We start from the raw sequence: 24,057 nt of genomic DNA on the forward strand, positions 1-24,057 counted from the left end.
TTTTAACGTTTCTACCTTACAGACTTTCTTATAACCAGCTCAGGCTTTATTACCCTTGGACGCACGCTTTCCCTGTTAATGAGCTTTAAAAGCATGGAAAATGCTTCAGCGCCCATTTCACGCACAGGTTGGGAAACCGTCGTAAGAGGCGGATCCACGTATGCCGCCATATCCAGGTCGTCAAATCCCATAATCGATATATCCTCTGGCACTCTAAACCCCCTACTTTTTACAGCCCTCATCGCTGCTATGGCCATGGGGTCACTGGCGGCAAATATGGCATCCGGCCTGTCACCGTCCAGCAAACTGTACAAAGTTTTTTCTGCTTCCTCCATTGTATTTATGTTCTCTATCGCCCTCCCGCAATTACAATCTATACCACGTTGTTTCACAGCGTCCAGATACCCGGAAAGCCTATCGCTATACAGGCTTAAGCGAGTATCGCCGCACAGAAACCATATTCGCCTGTGCCCTCTCTGCCATAAGTATTCTACAGCCATTTTCGCGCCTTCATAGTTGTCCAGCGTGACGCTGTGTAGGGCATTGGGATATTTTCTGACCAGCAACACAACAGGGAATCTACTTTTTTCCAAATCCTCAATGTGATCATAACGGTCCTTTACCGTAGCAAAAATTAATCCATCAACCCACCTTTCCTTTAATTTTTCTACATAGTCCATCTCTATAGATAGGTTCTCGTCGGTATTGCAGAGAAAAACGGTATAGCCATTTTTTCTAGCCTCATCTTCCACACCTTTTGCAATAGCTGGAAACAAAGGATTGCATATATTGGGTATTATCAACCCTACTGTATTGGTCTTACCTTCTTTAAGCCCTTTGGCAAGGATATTGGGTTTAAAGTCAAGCTCCTTTATCGCTTCCATAATCCTCTGCTTGGTCTCAAACTTAACAGGAGCCCTGCCGCTTAGAGCTCTTGATACAGTGCTGGGCGAAACACCTGCTCTTTTGGCTACATCAATAATCGTGGGCACATCCTCACCCCCATCCTATTATTGACTCAACTTTTTACAATCGATTGCATTTTATTAAAATATATCACAATACGCATTTTTATCATAATCAAAATATTGGCCTTCAAAAAGTCCCAATAGAGTCGTAGTGACCACAAGCTCCACCGTATTCTTGCCTTCCTTAAGCCAACTTTTATTCACATCCCATATATACGGATGCCAGCTCTTTGCGCCAGCCCAGTGGCCGTTTATATAAAGGGATGCTGAAGCCTGAAATCTCTCATCCTCTATGCAAATAACCATATTCGACAGTTCACCGGCGCTTAATTCCACTCCCTTCCTATACACCACATCCCCTGCGTAAAAGGGAATTCCACAGGCTTTCAGGTCGCCTATTTTCCCCTGGGGCTGAGCATCTTTTAAAACAAAGAGATCATCTAGTTTAAAGACTCCAAAATCTCCAAAAATGTACAAAGGATTGACGAGCCCATCGCTGGTCTTTTGGGTTTTTACCTTGACAGTAATCTCATTGATCCCCTTGCGCACACAGGATGTTATATCCGCAGCCATGTTTGTAGGAAGGTAAAAAAACGCCTTATTAAAATCCTGCGGTCTTATCGCATTGCCATTTACTCCAATTTCCCATTGACCCATTATGCTCCCCGGTTCCATCACCAAGAATAGCTTTACATCTTTCTCTAACTTAAATCTATGCTTATACATAACCTCTAATGACGGAAACCTGAGCTTGCTAGGGCAGCCAAACGCCTCGGAAGTGTAGATAGGCAGTCTTGCTCTGCACATACCTATCTGATCAATAATGGGCATACACCCCACGTTAAAAGGACCGCATCTAAGCTCTTGGCCTTCTACTTTTTCAATGTACATATCCCATTTATTCATAAGAAGGGCATTTTCACTTTTGACTTCCACTTCCCACATCTCGTCGATGTCAATGACTTTTACATTCCTCTTTACACATTCTTTTGCAAACTCAGCCGAGCTTTGCTGTGCACCCTCTTTAAGCACAAATAATTTTGATTCAAAGGGCGACATCTCTACATTGTAACGAATAACACCCCCTTTTTCGTCACATTTTAACTGTATAAATTTCTCAAATCCTATATCAAATTCCCAAACCCCTGGAGTGGAATACCTTTCGTTTCTTACGCTTACGCCTGCTTTTATTTTTTTATCCGACGTGTTGATGACAAAATAGCAGTCTTCGCCTCTATACAAAAGGTGCAGTGCTTTAATCTCCCTTATTATTTGACCATCAGATGTAATCTCTATGTCCCTTTCAACGATTTTTTCTAAAACAGAAGGCACTTTTTCCACATCTTTTACAAAATAAACGGTGCCTCTTTCTAAAATATCAGGTACTTTCTCCTGACCGAGCACGTAGCTATCGTAGATCTTCTTGGCCTCAAAGCCCACCATGGCGCTAAATCTCTTATCTAAATCATTCATATTCCCTACTTTCTCAATAGGCATACATCCCGCTGTTATTAAAATGCCCCTCTGTTCAGTGTACTCAAGGATCTTTTTAACCGCTTCCTCTTCCAGATTAAGCATAGGCGGGAGTATTATCACATCAAATTTATCTTCGTTAATCAAAATTTCGCCATCCTTCACATCGCCCTCGGCCAGCAGCTGTGGATCGATTATGTAAAAATCATAAAAATTATCCATGAGAACATTTTGCAGCTTTGAAAAGTCTTCTTTTAACCGCTCTTTAGTATCCCCTTTGTCTGCCGATGCTGTCCACTGACTCGTCACCGGATCAACCAACAGTATTCTGACGACTCTTTTTGCGTCGCCTATAAGCTTGCCAAGGGCTTTGACATAATTTGATAGAGCTGCGCCGTGTTTCCACCAGGGCATTTGATAAAACGACGAAGGCGGTGCGTCGTGTTTTTTAAGGCTGTCCGTGGTGTAGAAAAAAGCATGAGGTACAAAGAAATTTATACCTTGAAAACCAAGCCAATCATACGTCCACTTCATGTCCTGAATAGTCATTCCCCAGCCAATGCTGTGAAAGCATTCACACAGCGCTCTTTCTTTCCCATAAAAGTGCGCAGCAGAAGAAACCAGTTTAGCATTTGCCCGGTAGTTTGAATTGGCCAGATCAGGTTTGCACCCCGCTTTCAAATGACCTGTATCGATACCCGGTATGTCAATATACTTAAGCTGGCTGCTCCTGAGAATGGGCTTCTCCGCCACATACAAAAGATTATTATCGTGGCACCATCTCTGTATCTGGACATCATAGTTTTGTATAAACGTATTGACCACTGTATTCCAATAATCAAATCGCACCTTGTCAGCATGCTCTCCTCTTCCATCTACCAGTACAGGCAATACGTCCACAAGGGAATAACCGTAATTTTTATAAAAAATATCAGGGAGCACAGGCGACCAAGGATACTTGCCTATAAGGCCTATTTCATCAGAAAATATTCCTTTTATCGTCTTGCCAAATTCATCTCCCAGGTATTTTTTATACCTCTCGTGGGTCTCCTGTATAAAGTACACCACAGCATCGCGATTTAGCGGATCTATAAAAGTGTCGTAGTATTTAAAATTGTGAATGACTTCTTCTGTGAAAACATAAAGTTTATAAGATCCTGGTGGAACTTTCCACACCAGCTTATTTGAACAATCCCCTGCGAAATACCTTTTCCTATTGTAAGCAGTAAGCCCGCTCATCTGAAAAATATCTTCTCTGCGAACAATACCTATGGATTCCGAAAGGTCAATTTTTGCGCTAAAGTCAACTTTCCCGCCAACCATCGGATAGGCACCTGCACTTATAACCCTTCCCCACCCCAGTTCTAACTCCACCGTATCAGGACCTGTGATTTCTAACACCTTAACTTTTAACTCTTTTGCTGTAACCTCCGGATGATTGAGCATAACTACACCCCCTGCGGCGCCGCTGGGATATGGATATTCGTCGTACAGCCATACCTCGAGATTTTCTTTTTTAGCTTCTTCTACAGCCACAGATACTTTATAAAACCATTCGCTCGACAGATAAGGGATAGTAAGGCCCTGCCTAGGATGTATAAAAAAACCTCCAACACCCTTATCAGCCATTTCCCGTACCTGCCTCTTTATCTCGCTATCATCCATATCGCCGTTCCAAAACCAGAAAGGTTTATAACCATAATTAATCAACATCTTTCTGCTATTCACCTGATTTTTCTACCCCTTTCTCTTTAAATGCAATTTTGTCATAGAAGCCCTCTAAAGACCTCTATGACAAAATCGTTTTTTATAAACACACTGTCATGATTTCAAGTTTGCAAAATATTTTTTTGCATAACGTATATATTCTTCTAATGCTATTTTAGGTTCTTCCAGCTCAGGATGCCATTTTTTCTCCCACTCAAGGGATAGCCAGCCTTCATACCCATTTTGACTCAACAATTCAACGCATCTAGTCACAGGCACATCCCCTTTTCCTACCATGCACAATCTGGCATCTCTTCCCCATCCTAAAGAATCCTTTATATGGGTATGTTTAATGTAGCCCTTAAGCCTCGCATAAGTTTGTTCTACCGGCTCTTTAAATGTCTTGTAAGGATGGTTTATATCCCAAAGCACCCCAACAGAATCACAATCCACTTTTTCCAGGACTTTAAGTAATCTATCTGTGCGCGCAAAATCCCCGTGAGTCTCTATAAGCACGCTCACCCCCTTGTCCTTTGCGTAAACGCCCAATTCAGACAAGGCATCGGCTACCATGTCAATTATTTCACTTTCATCCTGCCCCTCAGGCACGTTATTGCCAAATACCCTTATATAAGGCACTTCCATCTGGTAGGCCAGATCTACGGCATCCTTGCCTTCCTGCAAATATGTGCTGTATGTGGATCTATCGTGAAATACACACGAAGTGTCAAGGCAACATATCGCCAGACCTCTTTCTTTTAACAATCGCTTTGTATGGGAAAGATTGTGAGGCAGAAAAGGTCTGGCCCTGTTCAGGTACATCTCTCCTTCTACTCCTCTTATTTCTATACCGTCGTATCCTAGCCGCGAGGCCTCATCTAAAATCCTTTCCCAGGGCCAATCGGGACATGAAAGAGTCGTAAAGGATATTTTCATCTTGACAAAATCCCACCTTGTATTTGCTCTACTATGGCCTCTTATTGTACCTTTCCAGTGCTGCGTTCTCTATCTTTATTGCTTCATCAATGCCCATGCCTTTTATCGTATTAACGTACTTGTTCCATGTGCTGTCATTGATAGGCTCTTTGCCCATTATAAATTTAGCCATCATTTCTTGTTGATACGTGTTAATCTGATTCATTATAGATGCCAACCTTTGGCTTTCCTCTTGAGTGGGCGTTATAGGCGGTATACAAAGGGAAGGATCTGCATTTAACCAGGTATTGAACGCTGCATCTTTCTGCTGCTGATATGTCAACATTTGTTCAAAGTACCTCTTATCTTGATTAAACGCTGCATTAACAGGTGCGGGAGCCCATTGAGCCAGAGCCTGATCTTGAGATAATCCATTTGGATTTTTAAAAATTATATCTGTATACTTAGGATAACCATTAACCATTTTATAGCTCTGCCCTTCAATGCCAAAATTCAGTAGCATATGGCCTTCTTCGCTGTACCCGTAATCAAGCCATTGCACTGTCTCTTTTACGTGCTTATTCTTGGAACTTATGGCAACACCCTCACCATACGCAGATTTGCGATTTAAATCCGTAGTAGTATATTGTTTACCTGCTGGGCCAATAGGCCATGGCGCACCTACAAGATCAAAATTTGGTTGCTTTGGTTTCATCAAATTTAAATATCTACCCATATTACCTATAATTAAACCAAAATACGAACCAGCTAAATTATTCGTGACTTTATAATCAAAAGCTTTTCCATCAGTTGTAGCTATATCCTGGTCTATCAGCTTCTCTTTATACCACTGAGCCATAGTCTTTAGAAAATCCCTGTAAGCTGGTTGCATAGGTCCGTAATTGACCTTTCCATTGTCCATGTAAAAGCCATTTAATATTCCCCAGGCAGCAGCAAAATTGCCCAAAGTCGATATGCCAGTTCCCGTAAACGGCACTTCATCTCTTTTCCCATTTCCATTAGGGTCTTTATCCCTGAATACCACCAACACATTGTGCCAATCCTCTATAGTCTTTGGCACCTGCAATCCTAACTTGTCCAGCCAGTCTTTTCTTAACTGTGGCCCATAATTAGAATTCATTATAGCTCCGTCGGTACGTATGAAAGGAAACATATATAATGTTCCATCGTCTAACTCCACTTGTTTCCTTACATCAGGATTTTCTTCTAGTATCTTTTTGAGATTTGGAGCATACTTATCAATTAAATCATTTAATTTTATAATTGAACCATCATTTATCGCTTTTGCCGGCCCTCCAGGAATACCCTGCCAGCCATAGTATATCATATCCGGTAAATCATTGGACGCCATCATTAAATTGAATTGCTCATTTTCCTGACCCATTGGAGGATGTAAAAATTTTATGTGTATTCCTGTACGCCTTTCCATTTCTTGATAAGCTTTTTCCTCACCAAAATCTTTCATAGTAGCTGCCCTTTTGGGATCCATAGGTGCCCAATACGTCAATGTAATAGGCTCTTTAACTATGGGAAGCTTTATCTCTGTTATCCTATCGCTTTCACCGCTCTTAGCAGAAGGGCTTTTCTCACCGCTCGATGACTGCTTGCTGCCACACGCCGTAAAAACTGAAAGGGTGAACACAAAACATAATAGTACAATTAAAATCTTTTTCAATCTCATATGGTATCTCTCCTTTATGTGCATTATTACTATTTATCCATAATTTTTATGGCCTCTTATTGTACCTTTCCAGTGCTGCGTTCTCGATTTTTATTGCTTCATCTATGCCCATGCCTTTTATCGTGTTTACGTATTTACTCCATGTGCTGTCATTAATCGTCTCTTTGCCCATTATAAACTTACCCATCATTTCCTGTTGATACGTGTTGATTTGATTCATTATGGAAGCAAGTCTTTGACTTTCTTCTTGAGTAGGCATTATGGGCGGTAATGCAAGAGACGTATCTACATTTAACCATGCATTCATCGCTGCATCTTTCTGTTGTTGAGTTCTTAACATCTGCTCATAGTACCTCTTATCCTGATCCATAGGACCGTTGGATATTGAAATAGCCCATTGTGCTAAAGCCTGATCAGGAGCCAAACCATCGGGATTTTTAAAAATTACATCTGTAAAGGTAGGATAACCATTGACCATTTTATAGCTCTGTCCCTCAATACCAAAATTAAGGAGCATATGGCCTTCTTCGCTGTACCCGTAATCAAGCCATTGCACTGTCTCTTTTAAATGCTTATTCTTGGAACTTATGGCAGCTCCGTAGCTAAACCCTTTAATGTCTAAATACGCAGTAGTATAAGCTTTACCCGCAGGGCCCACAGGCCATGGAGCACCGACCAGATCAAAAGTTGGCTGTTTTTGCTTCATAAGAGACAGGTACCTGCCCATGTTGCCCATAACCGCACCAAAATACGAACCTGCAAGATTATTTGTAATCTTATAATCAAAAGCCTTATTGTCGTTGGTAGCTATATCCTGGTCTATGAGCTTTTCCTTATACCACTGAGCCATAGTCTTTAGAAAATCCCTGTAAGCTGGTTGTATAGGCCCGTAATTGACCTTTCCATTGTCCATGTAAAAGCCATTTAATATACCCCAAGCTGGCGCAAAATTGCCCAAATCCATTATACCCTGACCATTAGAGCCTCTACCTGTGAAAGGTATCTCGTCCTTTTTCCCATTGCCATTGGGATCTTTATCTCTAAATGCTACCAGCACGTTGTACCAATCATCTATGGTCTTGGGGACCTGTAGACTCAACTTGTCCAGCCAGTCTTTTCTAAACTGCGGGCCTGAATTAGCATTTATCGGAGCACCTGCACTGCGTATATATGGAAACGCGTATATCGTGCCATCGTCCAGCTCCACCTGCTTTCTTATATCAGGGTTTTCTTGAAGTATCTTTCTGAGATTAGGGGCATATTTCTCTATGAGATCATTTAATTTTATAATGGAGCCATCGTTTAGAGCCTTTGCCGGTCCTCCAGAAACACTGCCCCAGTTGTAATATATGATATCTGGCAGATCGTTGGACGCCATCATCAAATTAAACTGATCGCTTTCCTGACCTATTGGTGGATGCAAAAACTTTATGTGAATCCCTGTACGCTTTTCTATCTCCTGATAAGCTTTTATTCCATTATAATCCTTCATAGTAGCTGACATCTTTGCATCCATAGGCACCCAATACGTCAACGTAAGCGGCTCTTTAACTATTGGAAGCTTTATCTCCGTTATCTTATCGCTTTCACCGCTCTTGGCAGAAGAGCTCTTACCGCCGCTTGATGACTGCTTGCTGCTACACGCCGTAAACACTGAAAGTGTGAAAATTACACACAACGCTATAATTAACGCTCTTTTAATCTTCATTTGCACATCTCCCCCTCTTTGCTTTTTTCTTTACTCTTTTATCGCTCCTATCATTACTCCCTTTACGAAGTACTTCTGTATAAACGGGTATATCAGCAATATAGGTACTGTTGATACAACCACCGTAGCGTACTTCACGTTCTCGCTGATCGGCAGTGTATCCTGCACTATACCCGTCGTCATGGAATCCGTGCTATTGGCTATAAGTATGTCCCTCAACACCAGCTGTATGGGATATAAGCTCTTATCCCTCAGGTATATCAGCGCATTGAAAAAGTTGTTCCAGTGCCCTACACCGTAAAACAGTATCATCACCGCTACCACCGGCATGGACAGCGGTATCACTATCCTGAACAATATGGTAAAGTCGTTGGCTCCGTCTAACCTCGCCGACTCTATCAGGCTGTCAGGTATACCCTGAAACGCCGTCCTCATTATTATCAGGTTCCACACGCTTATGGCTCCGGGTATTATCATCGCCCACATGGTGTTCACCATGTTCAGGCTTTTTACCAGCAAAAACGTAGGTATCAACCCACCATGAAAGAACATAGTAAAAGCTATTATAAACATGAATACGTCTCTTCCGTACAGGTCTTTCCTGGATAAGGCATACGCACCTAACGACGTCAGCAATATGTTTAATGTGGTACCCGCTACCACGTATATGAGGGTATTCTTGTACCCTATCGCTATCATCTCGTTCTTGAACACCATCCCGTATGCCCCTAATTGAAAGCCTTTGGGCCACAAGAGTATGGACCCGCTCTGCATGACTTTTACGGGATCACTCACTGACGCAAATACCACGTACAGAAAGGGATACAACGTAACTACCGTGATTATAAATAATATCAACGCATTCACCGCATCAAATATTGTCTCCCCCACACTCTGCTTTATCTTCAAGCTTTCACCCCCTCACCACAGGCTGTTCTCGGTCAGCATCCTGCTTATCTTGTTGACCACGATAACTAAAATAAAGCTTATCACTGAGTTAAACAGACCCACTGCTGTGGAGTAGCTGTAGTCCATCATCAGTATTCCTTGCCTGTACACAAAAGTGGATATCACGTCTGCCGTGTCGTAAATAGTAGGATTGTATATGAGGATGATTTTCTGGAAATCCGCTGACATTATGGCGCCAAACCTCAGTATGAGCATTATAACTATCGTGGGCAGTATACCAGGCAGTGTGACGTGTATCATCTGTTTCCACCTTCCTGCCCCGTCTATCTTAGCCGCTTCATAAAGCTGGGGATCTATGTTGGACAGTGCTGCCAGGTATATTATTGAGCCCCATCCTACACCCTGCCATATACCTGACCCTACGTATATGGTCCTGAACCACTGGGGCATGGTCATAAAGGGTATTCTCTGCAATCCCAGCATGGCCAGTATATCGTTTATCAGTCCATCCCTGGATGTAAACTCCAGTATTATGCCTGCTATTACCACGATGGATATGAAATGGGGCAGATAGCTTATGGTCTGCACCGTGCGCTTGTAGATCTGGTTTTTTACTTCGTTTAGGAGCAAGGCCAGTATTATAGGTGCAGGAAAGCCAAATATAATATCGTACACGTTAAGCAAGATGGTGTTTCGCAAAAGCCTCCAAAAGTAATAGCTGTGGAAGAACGCATTGAAATGGCTAAAGCCAGCCCAGGGACTTCCCAGTATGCCTTTTGCAGGGCTGAAGTTTTTAAAGGCGATTATAGCACCGTACATGGGGACGTAATTGAATATGATGAAGTAAGTCAATACCGGCAGCAGCATAATGTAGACGTATTTGTTTTTGTACCACTGCTTTTTGAGGAACTTCAGGCGCTGGGCTGTTGTAACAGACTGCTTAGTTGTGGAAACCTTTGCCTCCATTAAATACCTCCTCTCTTTGTTGTAAAATAATAAAAATATAACACCTCCTCACATAAATTATGTGGTTTTTTCATTGTTCATTTGTAATTTTTATTGTATTCTTTCATTTATTTTTTGTAAATCAATATTTTTTCACATCCATATTATAAATTTAACAGTGTAAAAACGATTTCTCTTAAATAAAAAATGGACAGAAAGCCTATAGACTGGCTCTAAACTGTCCAGGAGTGATGCCTTCGTATTTTTTAAAGACTTTTATAAACGTATTAACATTCTCGAAGCCTGATTTATACGCTACATCTTTAATCCTGCAATTACTATTTGAGAGGAGACTTTTAGCTCTTTCAATGCGCTTTTTGTTCAGATAATCTATGTAGTTAAATCCAGCATGTTCCTTGAAAAACCGGCTCAGATACTGACTGGATAAATTAAAATGTTCTGCTACCTTGTCAAGGCTTATGTCGATATCTGTAAAATTACCGTCGATATAGCTGATTATCTCTTCAAAAAGCTTTTTGTTTCCTTTTTTACGGCTATTTACATTTATACAAATGTTCTCAACAAGAGCTTTTATTTTTTCTATAGAGCATTTTATGCTACCGCATATTAAAAAATCGCTATGGGTATCAAAAATATTATACATGCCAAATGCGTTTATCTCATAAGCTGCTTTTAATACCGTGCTATAGATATCGTAAACAAAATACTTCATCATCTGCAGAGAAAGGCGCTTTTCACATATATTTTCCCTATACAGTTCATCTATAATCTGCATTGCGTGAATATCGTCTCCAGCTTTTATACAATTGGTCAGGGATATCTCTTTTTGAACAGGAAAATCATATATAACATTTTCTACTTTTATATCTTCATAAAATAAAATATCCATTCCTTTTAATATAGCATAATCAAGGGCAATCCTGGCTTCTTCGTATGATGTTGCTATGTTTTTATAATCGAGGTATATATTCCCTACGCCGATATTTACTTTAAAATGCAGTTCTGATTCCACAAATTCTTTAACTTCTTGAGAGAAAACGCCTAAATCCCCTCTACATGCCTCTACGTCACCGTCTTGGGTGAAAATTACCCCTATCAATCCACCGCTTAGTTCCATTATATAACCTGCACCAATGCGGTTAAGCGCATCTTCTATATTCCTCATAACGGTAAGCCTCAGCAATCCCATTTCTACATCTGTTCCTTGGGAGGCATCTTTAAAATTCAAATTTACCAAAATCACTGAAAAAAGATCAAAATTTAAATCTATATCAGTATTTTTTGACAGCTCTTCCAATGGCACATTTAAAATAGAGCCATTCAATAATCTCATAAGCAAATCCTGCCTAAACACAGGTTTATATTTTTTTATTTCCTCTTTATAAGCTGCAATATCGCTATAGGATTTTCGTATAACACTGTATATGGTTTTATAATCATCGTATTTATCGTCTGGCAACACACTTAACCTATCGCTATTTATATAAGAAAGTATTTCTTTTACAGGTTTATAACTTTTACCGGCAATGTAATACGATATAATGAGGCCGATAAATGCACAAAATAACACCAGACCTACAGTAAATTCCTTTACCCCTTTGACCTGTTTCATAAATACATTCAACGGCGTAATTGTAATATACTTCCATTTATTGTATGACGATGTAACGTATGAAATAACCGCGTTATTTCTAACATAATCAATAGTCTGAGAAGCGTTTGCAGTACCAGTGTTCCCATCAATAACCCTTGCGTAAATACCTCTTTTGTCATTAGTACTTATAACGTTTCCTTGAGAATCTAAAATGTAATAGTAACCCTTGCTGTCTTTTACTAGTCGGGACATCAAGGTAGAATATTGATTCTCGCCTATAAAAACTATTAATGAACCGAATTCATTGCTTTCATTCTGTGGAAGTGACTGTAAATATGTGATCTCTTTGCTGTTCCTGCTATCCACCGCAATATCTTGCGAAGGCACATAATGCTTATAATGATATTGATCTAACAACTGCTTCCACTCTTTATACGACATGCCTTTGTATTTATATACGGCGTTGTAAAACATATAAGGCGTGTACATTCCACTGCTGGATACGATAACTCCATTTTTCTTGGAATAAATAAAAATATCGTCTAAAAAATTATTAGGAGCTCTATACACAGCTAAATCCTTGATAACATCCATAATCAACAAGCGGGTGTCCACGTCCATAGGACCGCTATTGTATAAAAAGCTCCTTATCCTGGGATTGGACGACAACTCAAACGAAAGTTTATCTAACTCTTTTGCCCTCACGTCTATGACGTCAGCTGCTTGTCGCAGCATCGTCATATTTTCTCTCTTAACAGCTGTTTCCACGATGCTCGAAGTCTTTATATAATTGATGGTACCTATTATAGATATAGGGATGATCAAGATCAAGACGTAAGAAAAAAATATCTTGTAAAAAGTTTTTATCTTCCGAGTCATACCTTTCCGATTCCCCCTTTTGGCATGTCGCCCGTTGACGGAAAAACTATTTTCTCTATTTATCTCTATTTATTATTATAAAAAAAATCTATAGCCTTCTGATGCGCCATATTTTCCACTTCATCATCTAGGGGTATAAGTTCATTTATTCCATGCCTGGCTAAAGCGCGAGAAATCAGCATATCAGTCAGCACAGGGTTTTTAGGAAGTAATGGGCCATGTATATAAGTCCCAAAAACATTTTTGTAAACAGCACCTTCATACCCATCAATGCCATTGTTGCCATTACCTACTAATACCTTCCCTAGCGGCTTTACCTTATCTCCTAGATACGTCCTACCCGAATGATTTTCAAAACCCACTATCATCTCCCCGGAATCCAGTTGTACCACCACATTGCCTACAAGGCGATCTTTCCCACTCTCTGTATATACATCTAATAATCCCATTCCAGGTATTACAGTGCCATTCTGAGCTCTATAATAATTACCTAATAATTGATATGAACCGCAAACAGCCAGTATGACAACCCCGTTCTCCGCAGCATCTTTAAGGGAAGGGGCTTTGACGTTAAGAAGATCTTCTGACATAAGGTTTTGCTCCTTATCCTGCCCCCCTCCCATAAATACTATATCATAGTCATTGAAATCCACATTATCTCCAATGCCCACCTTATCAACTAATACATCTATTCCTCTCCATTGGCAACGTTTTTCAATGGCTATCACGTTTCCTCTATCGCCGTACAGGTTCATGAGGTCAGGATATAGATAGCATAATTTTAACAAATCTATCCCTCCCAAAAGGGTTTCGCGTAACCGGATTTTTCCAACATTCTCCTTAACTCCAACATACAGGTGTAAGTAGGCAATACAAACAACACATCTCCCTCAGGGACTCTTGAAATAGCTTCTCTCAAAGCCTTTTCCATATCGTTTATAGTAATTACCTCGCTCTCCACTTCCGCGTACTTAAGCCTAAGGGTCAATTCCTGAGCCCTCCTGCCAGTAGTGACAATCTCTTTGAGACCCTTCATAAGCGCTAGTTCCTCAAAATCTACATCCCATATCCATGACACATCCGTTCCGTCAGCGTACTTATCGTTCAACGCCAACAACAGATGTTTATTCCCTTCCAAGGAGGCTATAGTGTTTATTACCTGATTGTAACCAGCGGGATTTTTTACCAGAAAAAACATCACTCTTTTATTGCCTACCTCAACAATTTCTCCGCGCCCAAAAGACGTTTTGTTCTGGGCCAAGCCATCTCTGATCACTTCAGGCTCTACTTGGAACACACTAGCTACCGCCACAGCTGCCAACGCATTGTATACATTGTACATCCCCACCATGGGTACGTAAATGTCCAAGTCTTTTTTAAAACACTTTACAGCTAAATGAGAACCTGATATATCTCTGTCCACCAGTTTTAATAGGGATACATCAGGTTCTGGCCTGCTATGGCCACACTCTGGACATTTGTACTCTCCTAAATGAGAGTACACATACCTTATGTATATATACTCCGAACCGCAATTGTCACATATCTGAACGTCCAGATCTTCTCTTTGCCCCTCAGAAATATCCCTATCGTCTACCCCAAAGAATATGCTATTGGCGTGATACCTGCTCAACCCTGCTACCCTAGGGTCATCGGCGTTTAGTACGATTTTACATTCCCTTGATAGCTTTTTTAAACCTTTATCTATTAGATATAATGTCCTATCGATCTCAGTATACCTGTCCAATTGATCTCTAAAGAGGTTTGTCACAACTACCGCATGGGGTTTAATCTCTTTACACGCTAGGGGCATAGTGGCTTCATCCACTTCTAATAGCAATATGTCACCTTTAGGTTTCCCTAAAAAGCTACAGCCATTCAATACCGACGTAGTCAAACCCGATATAAGGTTAGCACCGCTCACATTATTTAGCACTTTATATCCATTTCTCTCAAATATGCTTTTGATCATCCTGCAGGTAGTAGTTTTACCATTGGTTCCCGTCACAATAATGCGACCTTTGGTAAACCTGCCTGCCAGCTTTTCCAATAGATGCGGATCTATTTTTCGCACTATTTTCCCTGGCAGACTAGTGCCACCACGTCCTATAGCCCTGAGAAATCTTTGAGTGAACTTTCCAACTATAATAGCAAAAATAAGCCTCAGATCCACTGGGTTTACATCTCCATACAAAAATAATATATATATATTCAAAACAATGTTAATCGCTATAAAATATGATAACATAAATGAGTTAAAAAAAAAGACCTAAACGGCCTGTGAAATGCAGTTACCTTTATCATCTATTTTTAACATAAAATATAAACATTATTCATCTGCTTCGCAATACTTATTCAAGGTTTCCCATAGTTCTCTATCTACTTTTTTTAAGTTAATCGGCTTCATGTTTTTATCCGTAAACGCCAATCTCACATATCCCTCGGCCAAAAGCTCCACGCCATTCAGTATTTCATATTGAAATTTTATGGTAGCCGCTTTTAGTTCGGCGATCTTGGTGTTAATAGTCAACACCTGATCGTACATTGCAGGCTTAACGTAATGGCAAAAGTTCTCTACCACCGGCATAAATATCCCCTTCCCCTCTAACGCCTTATATGGGATATTTATGTCCCTCATGTATTCTGTACGTCCCACTTCAAACCAAACAAAATAATTGACATTGTAAGCAACGCCCATCTGGTCGGTCTCTGCATACCTTACCCTTACTTTGGTCGTGTGCAAAAAGGTCACCTCTCTACCACGTGCACTTTTATGAGGTTAGTAGTGCCAGTCTGATTAACAGGAACGCCAGCAGTAATCACTACCGTATCCCCCTCCCTTACGAAACCTGATGCCAACGCCGTTTTAACAGCCTCTTCAATCATCTCGTCGGTGGAGTTTACAGCTTTTGTTATGAGGGGATATACACCCCATACAAGAGACAATTGCCTCGTCACCATGCGATCATATGTAACCGCTATTATAGGCGCAGCAGGCCTGTATTTTGATACCATTCTGGCCGTCAAACCAGACTTGGTGGCCGTTATTATGGCGGTGGCACCTAGGTCCTGAGCCGTAGTGCATGTAGCATGGCTTATAGCGTCGGTCACTGTAGCGTGAGAGCAATATTTTTCCCTTAGCAGCCTTTCATAATCAATGGCGTCCTCAGTCCTGGCAGCAATCCTAGCCATCATCTTCAAGGACTCTATAGGGTATTTTCCTGCTGCGGTTTCTCCTGACAACATTATGGCATCTGTCCCATCAAAGATAGCATTAGCTACATCAGCGACTTCTGCCCTGGTAGGCCTGGGGTTGCGTATCATAGAATCCAGCATCTGGGTGGCCGTTATTACAATTTTACCTGCGTCGTTGCATTTTTTAATAATTCGCTTCTGCACCAAGGGAACTTCTTCAGCTGCAATCTCTACCCCAAGGTCTCCTCTAGCTATCATGATACCATCCGACACTTCTATGATTTCGTCGATATTGTCCACGCCTTCACTGGTTTCGATTTTAGATATGATCTTTATATGAGATCCTCCGTTTTTTTCCAGAAGCTCTCTTATCTCAAGGACATCTGACGCTTTTCTTATAAATGATGCAGCGATAAAATCGACGCCTTTTTTTATGCCAAAAATTATATCGCTTATATCCTTTTCTGTTACAGAAGGCAAATTAACTTTAACCCCTGGAACGTTTACGCCTTTGTTGTCACCCAGTATTCCGCCGTTTTCCACAAGGCATTTTATATCGCCGCCGTCGATATCCATTACTTTCAAGGCTATAAGCCCATCATCTATAAGAATGGTATCTCCAGGCTTTACATCCTCAGGTAAACCTCGATATGTTATACTGCAAAACCTCTTATCACCTATTACATCTCTGGTAGTGAGTACAAATTCTTGGCCTTCTGTCAACTCCACGCTTCCATTTTGGACTTTACCTGTCCTAATTTCAGGGCCTTTGGTGTCCAACATAATTCCTACTTCCGCCGATTCTCTTTCGCATATTGACCTGACCATGTCAATGGTTCTGCCGTGCTCCTCCTGAGTTCCATGGGAAAAATTGAGGCGCACCACGTTGAGGCCGTAACTCAGCAAAAGTTTAAATATCTCGGGGTCTCTACTTGCAGGTCCCAGTGTACATATAATCTTGGTCTTTCGCATTTTCCCACCCCATCAAATTGAAAGGATCTTAGCTAAATTGTACAACTCCATATCAATAGTCTTTTTCATTTTAAGGGCTTCGTCGATGTCCACATCGTACAACGCGTCGTTTTTTATCCCTATAACCCTGTTGGTAGCGCCCTGCATCAAAAGCTCCACAGCCCTTGCTCCCATCCTGCTGGCCAGAAGCCTGTCAAAAGCCGTGGGACTACCCCCTCTTTGTATATGTCCTAAAACGCTAAACCTTATATCCAATGATGGCATTTTTTCTTTTATCATCTTTGCAAAATCCTCTGCGCGCCCCACGCCTTCTGCTAGAATTATTATGTGGTGTAATTTCCCTCTCTTTATTCCATAATCAATTTTGCTCACAATTTCATCGATATCGTACTTTACCTCAGGTATCAACACGGATTCAGCTCCACCAGCCAAGCCAGCGTACAAGGCTATATAACCGGCATTCCTGCCCATGACCTCGATTATGCTTGTCCTCTCGTGGGACGACATAGTATCTCTGATCTTATTTATAGCGTCCAAAACCGTATTCACAGCCGTATCAAAGCCTATTGTGTAATCAGTACACGCTATATCGTTATCGATTGTACCAGGAAGCCCTATTGTATTAATACCGTATTTGCTTATATCCCTAGCACCTCTATACGAACCGTCACCGCCTATGACCACGAGCCCATCTATATTATGCTTCTTTGCCACCTCAGCTGCCTTTTTTAAGCCTTCCTCTGTCTTAAACTCCTCACACCTTGCTGTTCTCAGAATAGTGCCGCCTCTATGAAGTATATCGGCCACAGACGAAACATCCAGCTCTTTAATCTCATCATGTATAAGGCCGTTGTAGCCCCTGTATATACCCAACACCTTAAGCCCATAATATACACCTGTACGAACTACCGCTCTTATAGCAGCGTTCATTCCGGGGGCGTCTCCACCGCTTGTAAGCACACCTATTGTCTTTACCATTTTAAAACCTCCTAACAATAATTATATGTAACAAGTATGTTATGAGCATCTTCTGCTTCCGCTTCCGGCACCAGCACCTCATAAATACCTTTTCTCTTTTTGCTCAATGACCGGATTTTTACTAAAAATCCCTCTGATGTGAGCTTGTCCTTGATCTTATTTGCCACATCTTCATCAGAAGCGACATAAATAACGGTCCACATAAAACCGCCTCCTGAAAAAACCAACCCATAACATATCCAATTTTAATTTTAATCTTTTTTATAGAGTTTTGCAATAAACAAACCTCACACTATCCTTGCCCAGGGCATCCTCCAAAAGGTTTAGCAGATTTTCATCCTTCCTTACCCAGAGTACCCGTTCAGCCATGACCATTTTTTTATCTCTTTCCGAATATATAAAAACAGGCACATCTCCCCTAAAGCGGCTCAACATATTCCTTATCTTGCTTAAATAAGAAAAATCGGGTACCTTAATGTAAAGTTTATCCAAAGCCTTGTCCTTTGTCAGTACGCTTATGTCCTCGCATATAACCTTGGGGCTCTCATCTTCTCTTAAACTTACTCTACCGGTTATGAGCACGATATTATCTTGCACGATGATTTCCTTTTTCTTCTCGTATATATTCGGAAACACGATCACCTCAAAAGATCCGTACATATCTTCTACAGTGACAAAAGCCATCATACTGCTGGACTTTGTAAATTTCACTTTTACCTCTGTTATCAGCCCTCCTATTGTAACCAGCTGATTATCCCTTAAAACTCCTTTTTCGTAACCCTGCTCGTATTCCAGCTCTTGCTGCATAAAGTCTCTGCTATCCACGTTACACAGCTTTTTCATTTCCTCAGCATACTCTGATAAAGGATGACCACTTACATAAACCCCTAAAACCTCTTTCTCCAATGCCAACAGCTTGCGGCGGGGAAACTCTGGTATATCCGGTAACTCTTCATTTTTAGGGATTACATCTGAACCCTCAAAAGCCATATCAAAAAGCGATACCTGGCCTTCTGCATTTCTCTTCCAATTATTTATTCTGGCATCGATCAACTTGTCGTATAACGCCATATACTGGGACCTTTTGCCTCCCAGGGAATCAAAAGCCCCTGCCTTTATCAAGCTTTCCAAAGATCTTTTATTTAATTCCCCCCATTCCAATTTATTCACAAAATCCGATAGGCTGGTAAACTTACCTTTTTGCGTCCTCGCCCTGATGATGGTATCTATAAGCCCTTGTCCTACATTTTTTATAGCCAAAAGTCCAAATCGTATTTTGTTTCCACATACTGAAAATTTTTCCACGCTTTCATTGATATCAGGGGGAAGAATCTCTATGCCCATCTTTCTACATGCCTGGATGTAAAAAGCGACTTTATCCGTATTGTCCATGACACTGGTCAAAAGAGCCGCCATAAACTCCACAGGGTAGTGGCATTTCAAATACGCTGTCTGATATGCCACGACAGCATAAGCCGCTGCATGGGCTTTATTAAAAGCGTAATTAGCAAAATCCACCATTTCATCAAAAATCTTATTGGCCGTAGCCTCATCGATGCCGTTTCGTATAGCCCCTGGCACCACTATATTTCCGCTTTCATCGGTTATACCGTATATGAAATTCTGCCTTTCTTTCTGCATCACGTCCATTTTTTTCTTAGCCATAGCTCGCCTTACCAAATCGGCTCTGCCCAGAGAATACCCAGCTAATTTTCTGACTATCTGCATTACCTGTTCCTGGTATATAAGGCACCCGTAAGTCACGTTCAGTATATCCTCCAAGAGAGGATGATCGTATTTTATGAGCTCAGGGTTGCGCTTATTTTTTATGTAGACAGGTATTTGATCCATAGGCCCCGGCCTATACAGAGATATGCCCGCTATAATGTCTTCAAGACTATCTGGCTTTAATTCCATCATGAACTGGGTCATACCGGCGCTTTCTAACTGAAATATACCCTCTGTATTGCCTTCACTTATAAGCTTATAGACGTTTTTGTCATCGTATTTTAATCGGTCAAGATCTATATCTTCTCCTTTGGCATCCTTGACCATTTGTATCGTGTCCTTAATCACAGACAGGGTCCTCAATCCCAAAAAATCTATTTTCAAAAGTCCCATTTCTTCCAATGTAGTCATGGGAAACTGGGTAGTGACTACATCATCGTTTTTTTGCAGCGGAACTATTTCCATAAGGGGAAGCTTTGATATGAGAACGCCAGCTGCGTGGGTAGACGCATGCCTCGGAAGTCCTTCTAACTTTCTAGCCGTATCTATCAGGTTTTTCACCTTGGGACTGGTATGATATAGTTGTCTGAGTTCGCCGTTTAATTCCAGCGCCCTGTCTATAGTCATGCCTAATTCCAATGGAACTTTCTTAGCAATCTGATCTACCTCGGCATAAGGGATGTTAAGGGCTCTTCCCACGTCCCTGATGGCCGCACGAGCTGCCATGGTACCAAAGGTTATTATCTGAGCCACATGATCTGCACCGTACTTGTGCACCACGTAATCTATTACTTCTCCTCTTCTCTCGTACTCGAAGTCTGTATCGATATCAGGCATGCTAATCCTCTCTGGATTTAAAAATCTCTCGAATACCAATCCGTATTGTATAGGATCTATTTTGGTTATGCCAAGGCAATAAGCTACAAGGCTTCCCGCTCCAGAACCTCGTCCAGGCCCTGTCAGTATTCCCTTTTCCCTGGCATATCTTATAAAATCCCACACTATGAGAAAATACTCCACGTAACCCATGTCATTGATTACCTTAAGCTCATATTCCAGCCTTTGCACAAGGTCATCGGTGATATGTTTGTATTTCTCTTTAAGCCCTTTAAAGCAAAGCTCTCTAAGGTACTGATAATTGGTCATGCCTTGAGGAGCTTTAAAGTCAGGGAGATAAACCTTTCCAAATTCAAAGGATACATTACATTGTTCAGCTATCTTAACAGTATTGGAGATAGCTTGCGGTATATCCTTAAAAAGGCTATACATTTCCTCAGGGGATTTAAGATAATGCTGGTCGCCATCAAATTTCATCCTATCCTCATCTTCCACTGTTTTACCTGTCTGAATACACAAGAGTATATCCTGGGCAGCGGCATCTTCTCGGCAGGTATAATGGACGTCATTGGTCGCTACCAGCGGTATGCCGGTCTCATCAGCTAGCTGCAGGATAAGTTTATTTACTTCCTTTTGCTCTGGAATACCTGAGTCCTGAAGCTCTAAATAAAAATCACCATTGAATACTTCTCTGTAAAAAAGCGCTAAATCTCTAGCCCCATCGTAATCCCCTGCTAAAAGCCTAGAAGGTATTTCCCCTGAAAGACATGAAGAAAGGGCTATAAGCCCTCCTGAATAAGACTTTAAAAGCTCATGATCCACCCTGGGCTTATAATAATGGCCTTCAATAAATCCCAGAGACACTAGCTTTACCAAGTTTTTATAGCCCGTCATATCTTTAGCCAGCAATATGAGGTGATAATTTGCTTGATCTAACTTGGGGTCGCGGTCAAATCTGCTTCTGGCAGCCACGTACACCTCACAGCCGATAATAGGTTTAATTCCCTCTTCTATACATTTTTTATAAAAATCCATTACGCCATACATGACGCCATGATCTGTTATAGCCAATGACTTCATTTTCAGCTCTTTTGCCCTATTCACAATGTCAGATATGCGCGAAGTCCCATCCAATAGGCTGTATTCGGTATGAACGTGAAGGTGTACAAAATCCACAGCAAAAACCCCCTTACACCTCATATGTATCCACGATAAAGAGAGAGAGATGTTCCATTAAATCTATTTCTTCGTATTTGCCCTCTTCATTTTCGTCGATAACCCTGACTACAGGCCTGTCCTGCATGTCGGGGTTATTGCGTACAACTATTCCCTTTTGACCTGTATTTAAAATAACACCTGAACCAACAGGATACAAGGCAATAAACCTTAAAAAGGTATTTACAAGATCGTAATCAAACTGGCTCATAGACATAGATCTCAAGTATTCTACCGCATCAGGTATTTTCATCTTGCGGCGGTAAACCCTGTTGGAAGTGAGGGCATCATAAACATCGCATATAGCCGCTATCTTCGCAAACTGGTGTATATTATCTCCTTTGAGTCCCAATGGATAGCCTTTACCATCAGGCCTCTCGTGATGACACAGAGCTATATAGCAGGAATAACCTGAAATCTCTCCGCTCTCTTTTAACATCTGATACCCATAAATAGTATGTCTTTTGATCTCGTCAAACTCGGCCGGGGTGAGCTTAGAGGGCTTCTTCAGTATGCAATCGGATATACACACCTTACCTATATCGTGAAGAAGAGCGCCTGTGCCCAATTCACTTAATTTTATCCTGTCGTACCCTAAAGCCAAACCTAACATCAGCGATAACACACACACGTTAACGCAATGGCTAAAGGTGTACTCGTCCTTTGCCCGTATATCTTGGAGATTCACCAGCATTTCGGATCTTTCCAGTAATTCATCAATGATAGATTCTACAATGGCTTTAGCTTGACTCGTGTCTACGTGTTTGTTCATGCTTATTCTTTCCATGGTGTTTTTTACGAAGATTTTCGCGTTTAACCTCGTTTCATCGGATATTACGTCTTTTATCACCACATCTCTGGATAAATCGTCCTCAATATAAACATCTGTAATACCTACTTCCTTTAGCCTCTTTATGTACTGTTCAGTGAGTACAACGTCTTTGTTAAGAAGCAACTGACCATTGGCGTTGTATACCGCTTTAGCTATGACCATACCTGGCTTTAAATTATATGTGCTAATAAGCCTCATACACATCTCCCAACTTTAAACAAAAAATAAAGGGTTTTATTTACCCTATAACTTCATCAGATGAATCCGAACTCAGAAGCTCAGCTAGCGTTTCTACAGCCTTTACCTCATCATCTCCATTGGCTATTATGGTTATAGTTGCTCCTTTTGACACGCCCAGTGACATAATACCCATGATGCTTTTAGCATTAACCCTTTTTTCATCTTTCTGAATCCATATTAACGAGTTAAAATTACCTGCTACCTGCACAAACAAAGCCGCAGGCCTGGCATGCAAACCCGTCTTATTTTTGACTACTACCGTCTTTTTATACAATTCACACATCCCCTCTCTGTTCTCTTATCTTTTTGGCTATGTCTTCTATTTTCTTTAAACGGTGATTTACTCCCGATTTACCCAATGGCGGGTTTAGCAATTGTCCCAATTCTTTTAAGCTCAGATCTCTGTTCTCTAAGCGGATGACTGCCAGCTCATATAGCTCTTCAGGGAGGCTTTTTAGGCCTACAGTACTATCTATGTACTGTATGCTTTCAAGCTGCCTTAAAGCCGCATTTACCGTTTTGCTCAAATTGGCGGTTTCACAATTTACGATTCTGTTGACGTTGTTTCGCACATCTTTAAATACTCTCACGTTTTCAAAATCCAGCAGAGCTTTGTGAGCGCCAACCATGTTTAAAAAATCTACTATCTGTTCTCCCTCTTTTAAGTATACTATATAATTATTTTTTCGCGCAATGATTTTTCCTTTAAGTTCAAAGAATCTTAATAACTCCCCAATGCTGAAAGCGTATTCCTCACTTCTGACCACCATTTCTAAATGGTAGCCTTTCTCGGGATCATTAAGAGAACCGCATCCGAGAAAGGCCCCTCTTAAATACGCCCTCTTTTCCCTATCGCCGTCGATTATGCGGTCGAGTATTTTATTGTTGATATCCCAACTACCGTCACTTGTTATAAGTATTATACCACATTCCATAAGGATTTTAAATGCATTTTCACCTTCGATTGTAATAAAATATAAATTGTGCTTGCCGAGATACCTGTTTCTTTTAATGCATACCTCCTGCCTAAAGCCAAAAACCTCCTTTATCAGCACGTATATCTTCTTTATTATGGCAGCATTTTCAGAAGATATTCTCACGGCAATGCCCTTCATCCCATGTACTTCTATATATCCGCAGGTGTGTATCAGCGCCGATAGTTCCGCTAATTCACACGACCTCTCCTCATCTTTTACTCTACTCAATTCTTCTTTTACTTGATGGGAAAATGACAAAAAC

At 41.0% G+C, this 24,057-nt stretch carries 18 protein-coding genes; all 18 read right to left on the reverse strand.

The window, feature by feature from the left end; genetic code table 11:
• Positions 1–11 precede the first annotated feature (11 nt).
• Positions 12–992 carry a LacI family DNA-binding transcriptional regulator gene (locus CALPO_RS0103455; RefSeq protein WP_026486081.1) on the reverse strand — a complete coding sequence of 327 codons (981 nt, stop codon included), beginning with the start codon at positions 990–992 and terminating at the stop codon, positions 12–14.
• A 54-nt stretch (positions 993–1,046) separates the two neighbouring features.
• Positions 1,047–4,169, reverse strand: coding sequence for a glycosyl hydrolase (locus tag CALPO_RS13170; protein WP_156940128.1), 3,123 nt, complete (start codon positions 4,167–4,169; stop codon positions 1,047–1,049).
• 93 nt (positions 4,170–4,262) lie between these two features.
• The gene (locus CALPO_RS0103465; protein ID WP_026486082.1) at positions 4,263–5,084 is read right to left on the reverse strand and encodes a sugar phosphate isomerase/epimerase family protein; all 822 of its coding nucleotides are present in this window, start codon (positions 5,082–5,084) and stop codon (positions 4,263–4,265) included.
• Between the two features lie 31 nt (positions 5,085–5,115).
• A complete protein-coding gene (locus tag CALPO_RS0103470) occupies positions 5,116–6,765 on the reverse strand; it encodes a type 2 periplasmic-binding domain-containing protein (protein WP_035172090.1) in 1,650 nt (549 codons plus the stop codon).
• 46 nt (positions 6,766–6,811) lie between these two features.
• Positions 6,812–8,473: an extracellular solute-binding protein gene (locus tag CALPO_RS0103475; protein WP_026486084.1), complete on the reverse strand. Its 1,662-nt coding sequence runs from the start codon at positions 8,471–8,473 to the stop codon at positions 6,812–6,814.
• A 30-nt stretch (positions 8,474–8,503) separates the two neighbouring features.
• A complete protein-coding gene (locus CALPO_RS0103480; protein WP_026486085.1) occupies positions 8,504–9,382 on the reverse strand; it encodes a carbohydrate ABC transporter permease in 879 nt (292 codons plus the stop codon).
• 12 nt (positions 9,383–9,394) lie between these two features.
• The gene (locus CALPO_RS0103485) at positions 9,395–10,348 is read right to left on the reverse strand and encodes an ABC transporter permease (protein WP_051585809.1); all 954 of its coding nucleotides are present in this window, start codon (positions 10,346–10,348) and stop codon (positions 9,395–9,397) included.
• A gap of 199 nt (positions 10,349–10,547) precedes the next feature.
• Complete coding sequence (locus CALPO_RS0103490) at positions 10,548–12,821, reverse strand: helix-turn-helix domain-containing protein (RefSeq protein WP_026486087.1); 2,274 nt, start codon at positions 12,819–12,821, stop codon at positions 10,548–10,550.
• Positions 12,822–12,886: 65 nt separating this feature from the next.
• Positions 12,887–13,609, reverse strand: a complete 723-nt coding sequence (locus CALPO_RS0103495; RefSeq protein WP_026486088.1) for a type 1 glutamine amidotransferase — start codon at positions 13,607–13,609, stop codon at positions 12,887–12,889.
• 2 nt (positions 13,610–13,611) lie between these two features.
• Complete coding sequence (locus CALPO_RS0103500; RefSeq protein WP_051585810.1) at positions 13,612–14,994, reverse strand: MurT ligase domain-containing protein; 1,383 nt, start codon at positions 14,992–14,994, stop codon at positions 13,612–13,614.
• Positions 14,995–15,150: 156 nt separating this feature from the next.
• Positions 15,151–15,564: an acyl-CoA thioesterase gene (locus CALPO_RS0103505; protein WP_026486090.1), complete on the reverse strand. Its 414-nt coding sequence runs from the start codon at positions 15,562–15,564 to the stop codon at positions 15,151–15,153.
• A gap of 5 nt (positions 15,565–15,569) precedes the next feature.
• Complete coding sequence (gene pyk / locus CALPO_RS13175; protein ID WP_051585811.1) at positions 15,570–16,988, reverse strand: pyruvate kinase; 1,419 nt, start codon at positions 16,986–16,988, stop codon at positions 15,570–15,572.
• Positions 16,989–17,000: 12 nt separating this feature from the next.
• Complete coding sequence (pfkA, locus tag CALPO_RS0103515) at positions 17,001–17,966, reverse strand: 6-phosphofructokinase (RefSeq protein ID WP_035172093.1); 966 nt, start codon at positions 17,964–17,966, stop codon at positions 17,001–17,003.
• Between the two features lie 11 nt (positions 17,967–17,977).
• Entirely contained in the window at positions 17,978–18,169 is a 192-nt protein-coding gene (locus tag CALPO_RS0103520) for an SPOR domain-containing protein (RefSeq protein WP_026486092.1), read from the reverse strand.
• A gap of 58 nt (positions 18,170–18,227) precedes the next feature.
• Positions 18,228–21,731, reverse strand: coding sequence for a DNA polymerase III subunit alpha (locus tag CALPO_RS0103525; protein WP_035172097.1), 3,504 nt, complete (start codon positions 21,729–21,731; stop codon positions 18,228–18,230).
• A complete protein-coding gene (locus tag CALPO_RS0103530) occupies positions 21,721–22,776 on the reverse strand; it encodes an HD-GYP domain-containing protein (RefSeq protein WP_026486094.1) in 1,056 nt (351 codons plus the stop codon). The genes CALPO_RS0103525 and CALPO_RS0103530 overlap by 11 nt, the downstream gene beginning before the upstream one ends.
• 40 nt (positions 22,777–22,816) lie before the next feature.
• Entirely contained in the window at positions 22,817–23,092 is a 276-nt protein-coding gene (locus CALPO_RS0103535; RefSeq protein ID WP_026486095.1) for an HPr family phosphocarrier protein, read from the reverse strand.
• Between the two features lies 1 nt (position 23,093).
• A complete protein-coding gene (gene whiA / locus CALPO_RS0103540) occupies positions 23,094–24,053 on the reverse strand; it encodes a DNA-binding protein WhiA (RefSeq protein WP_026486096.1) in 960 nt (319 codons plus the stop codon).
• Positions 24,054–24,057 lie beyond the last annotated feature (4 nt).

Source organism: Caldanaerobius polysaccharolyticus DSM 13641, from assembly GCF_000427425.1.
GTDB classification, from domain to species: Bacteria; Bacillota; Thermoanaerobacteria; order Thermoanaerobacterales; family Caldanaerobiaceae; genus Caldanaerobius; species Caldanaerobius polysaccharolyticus.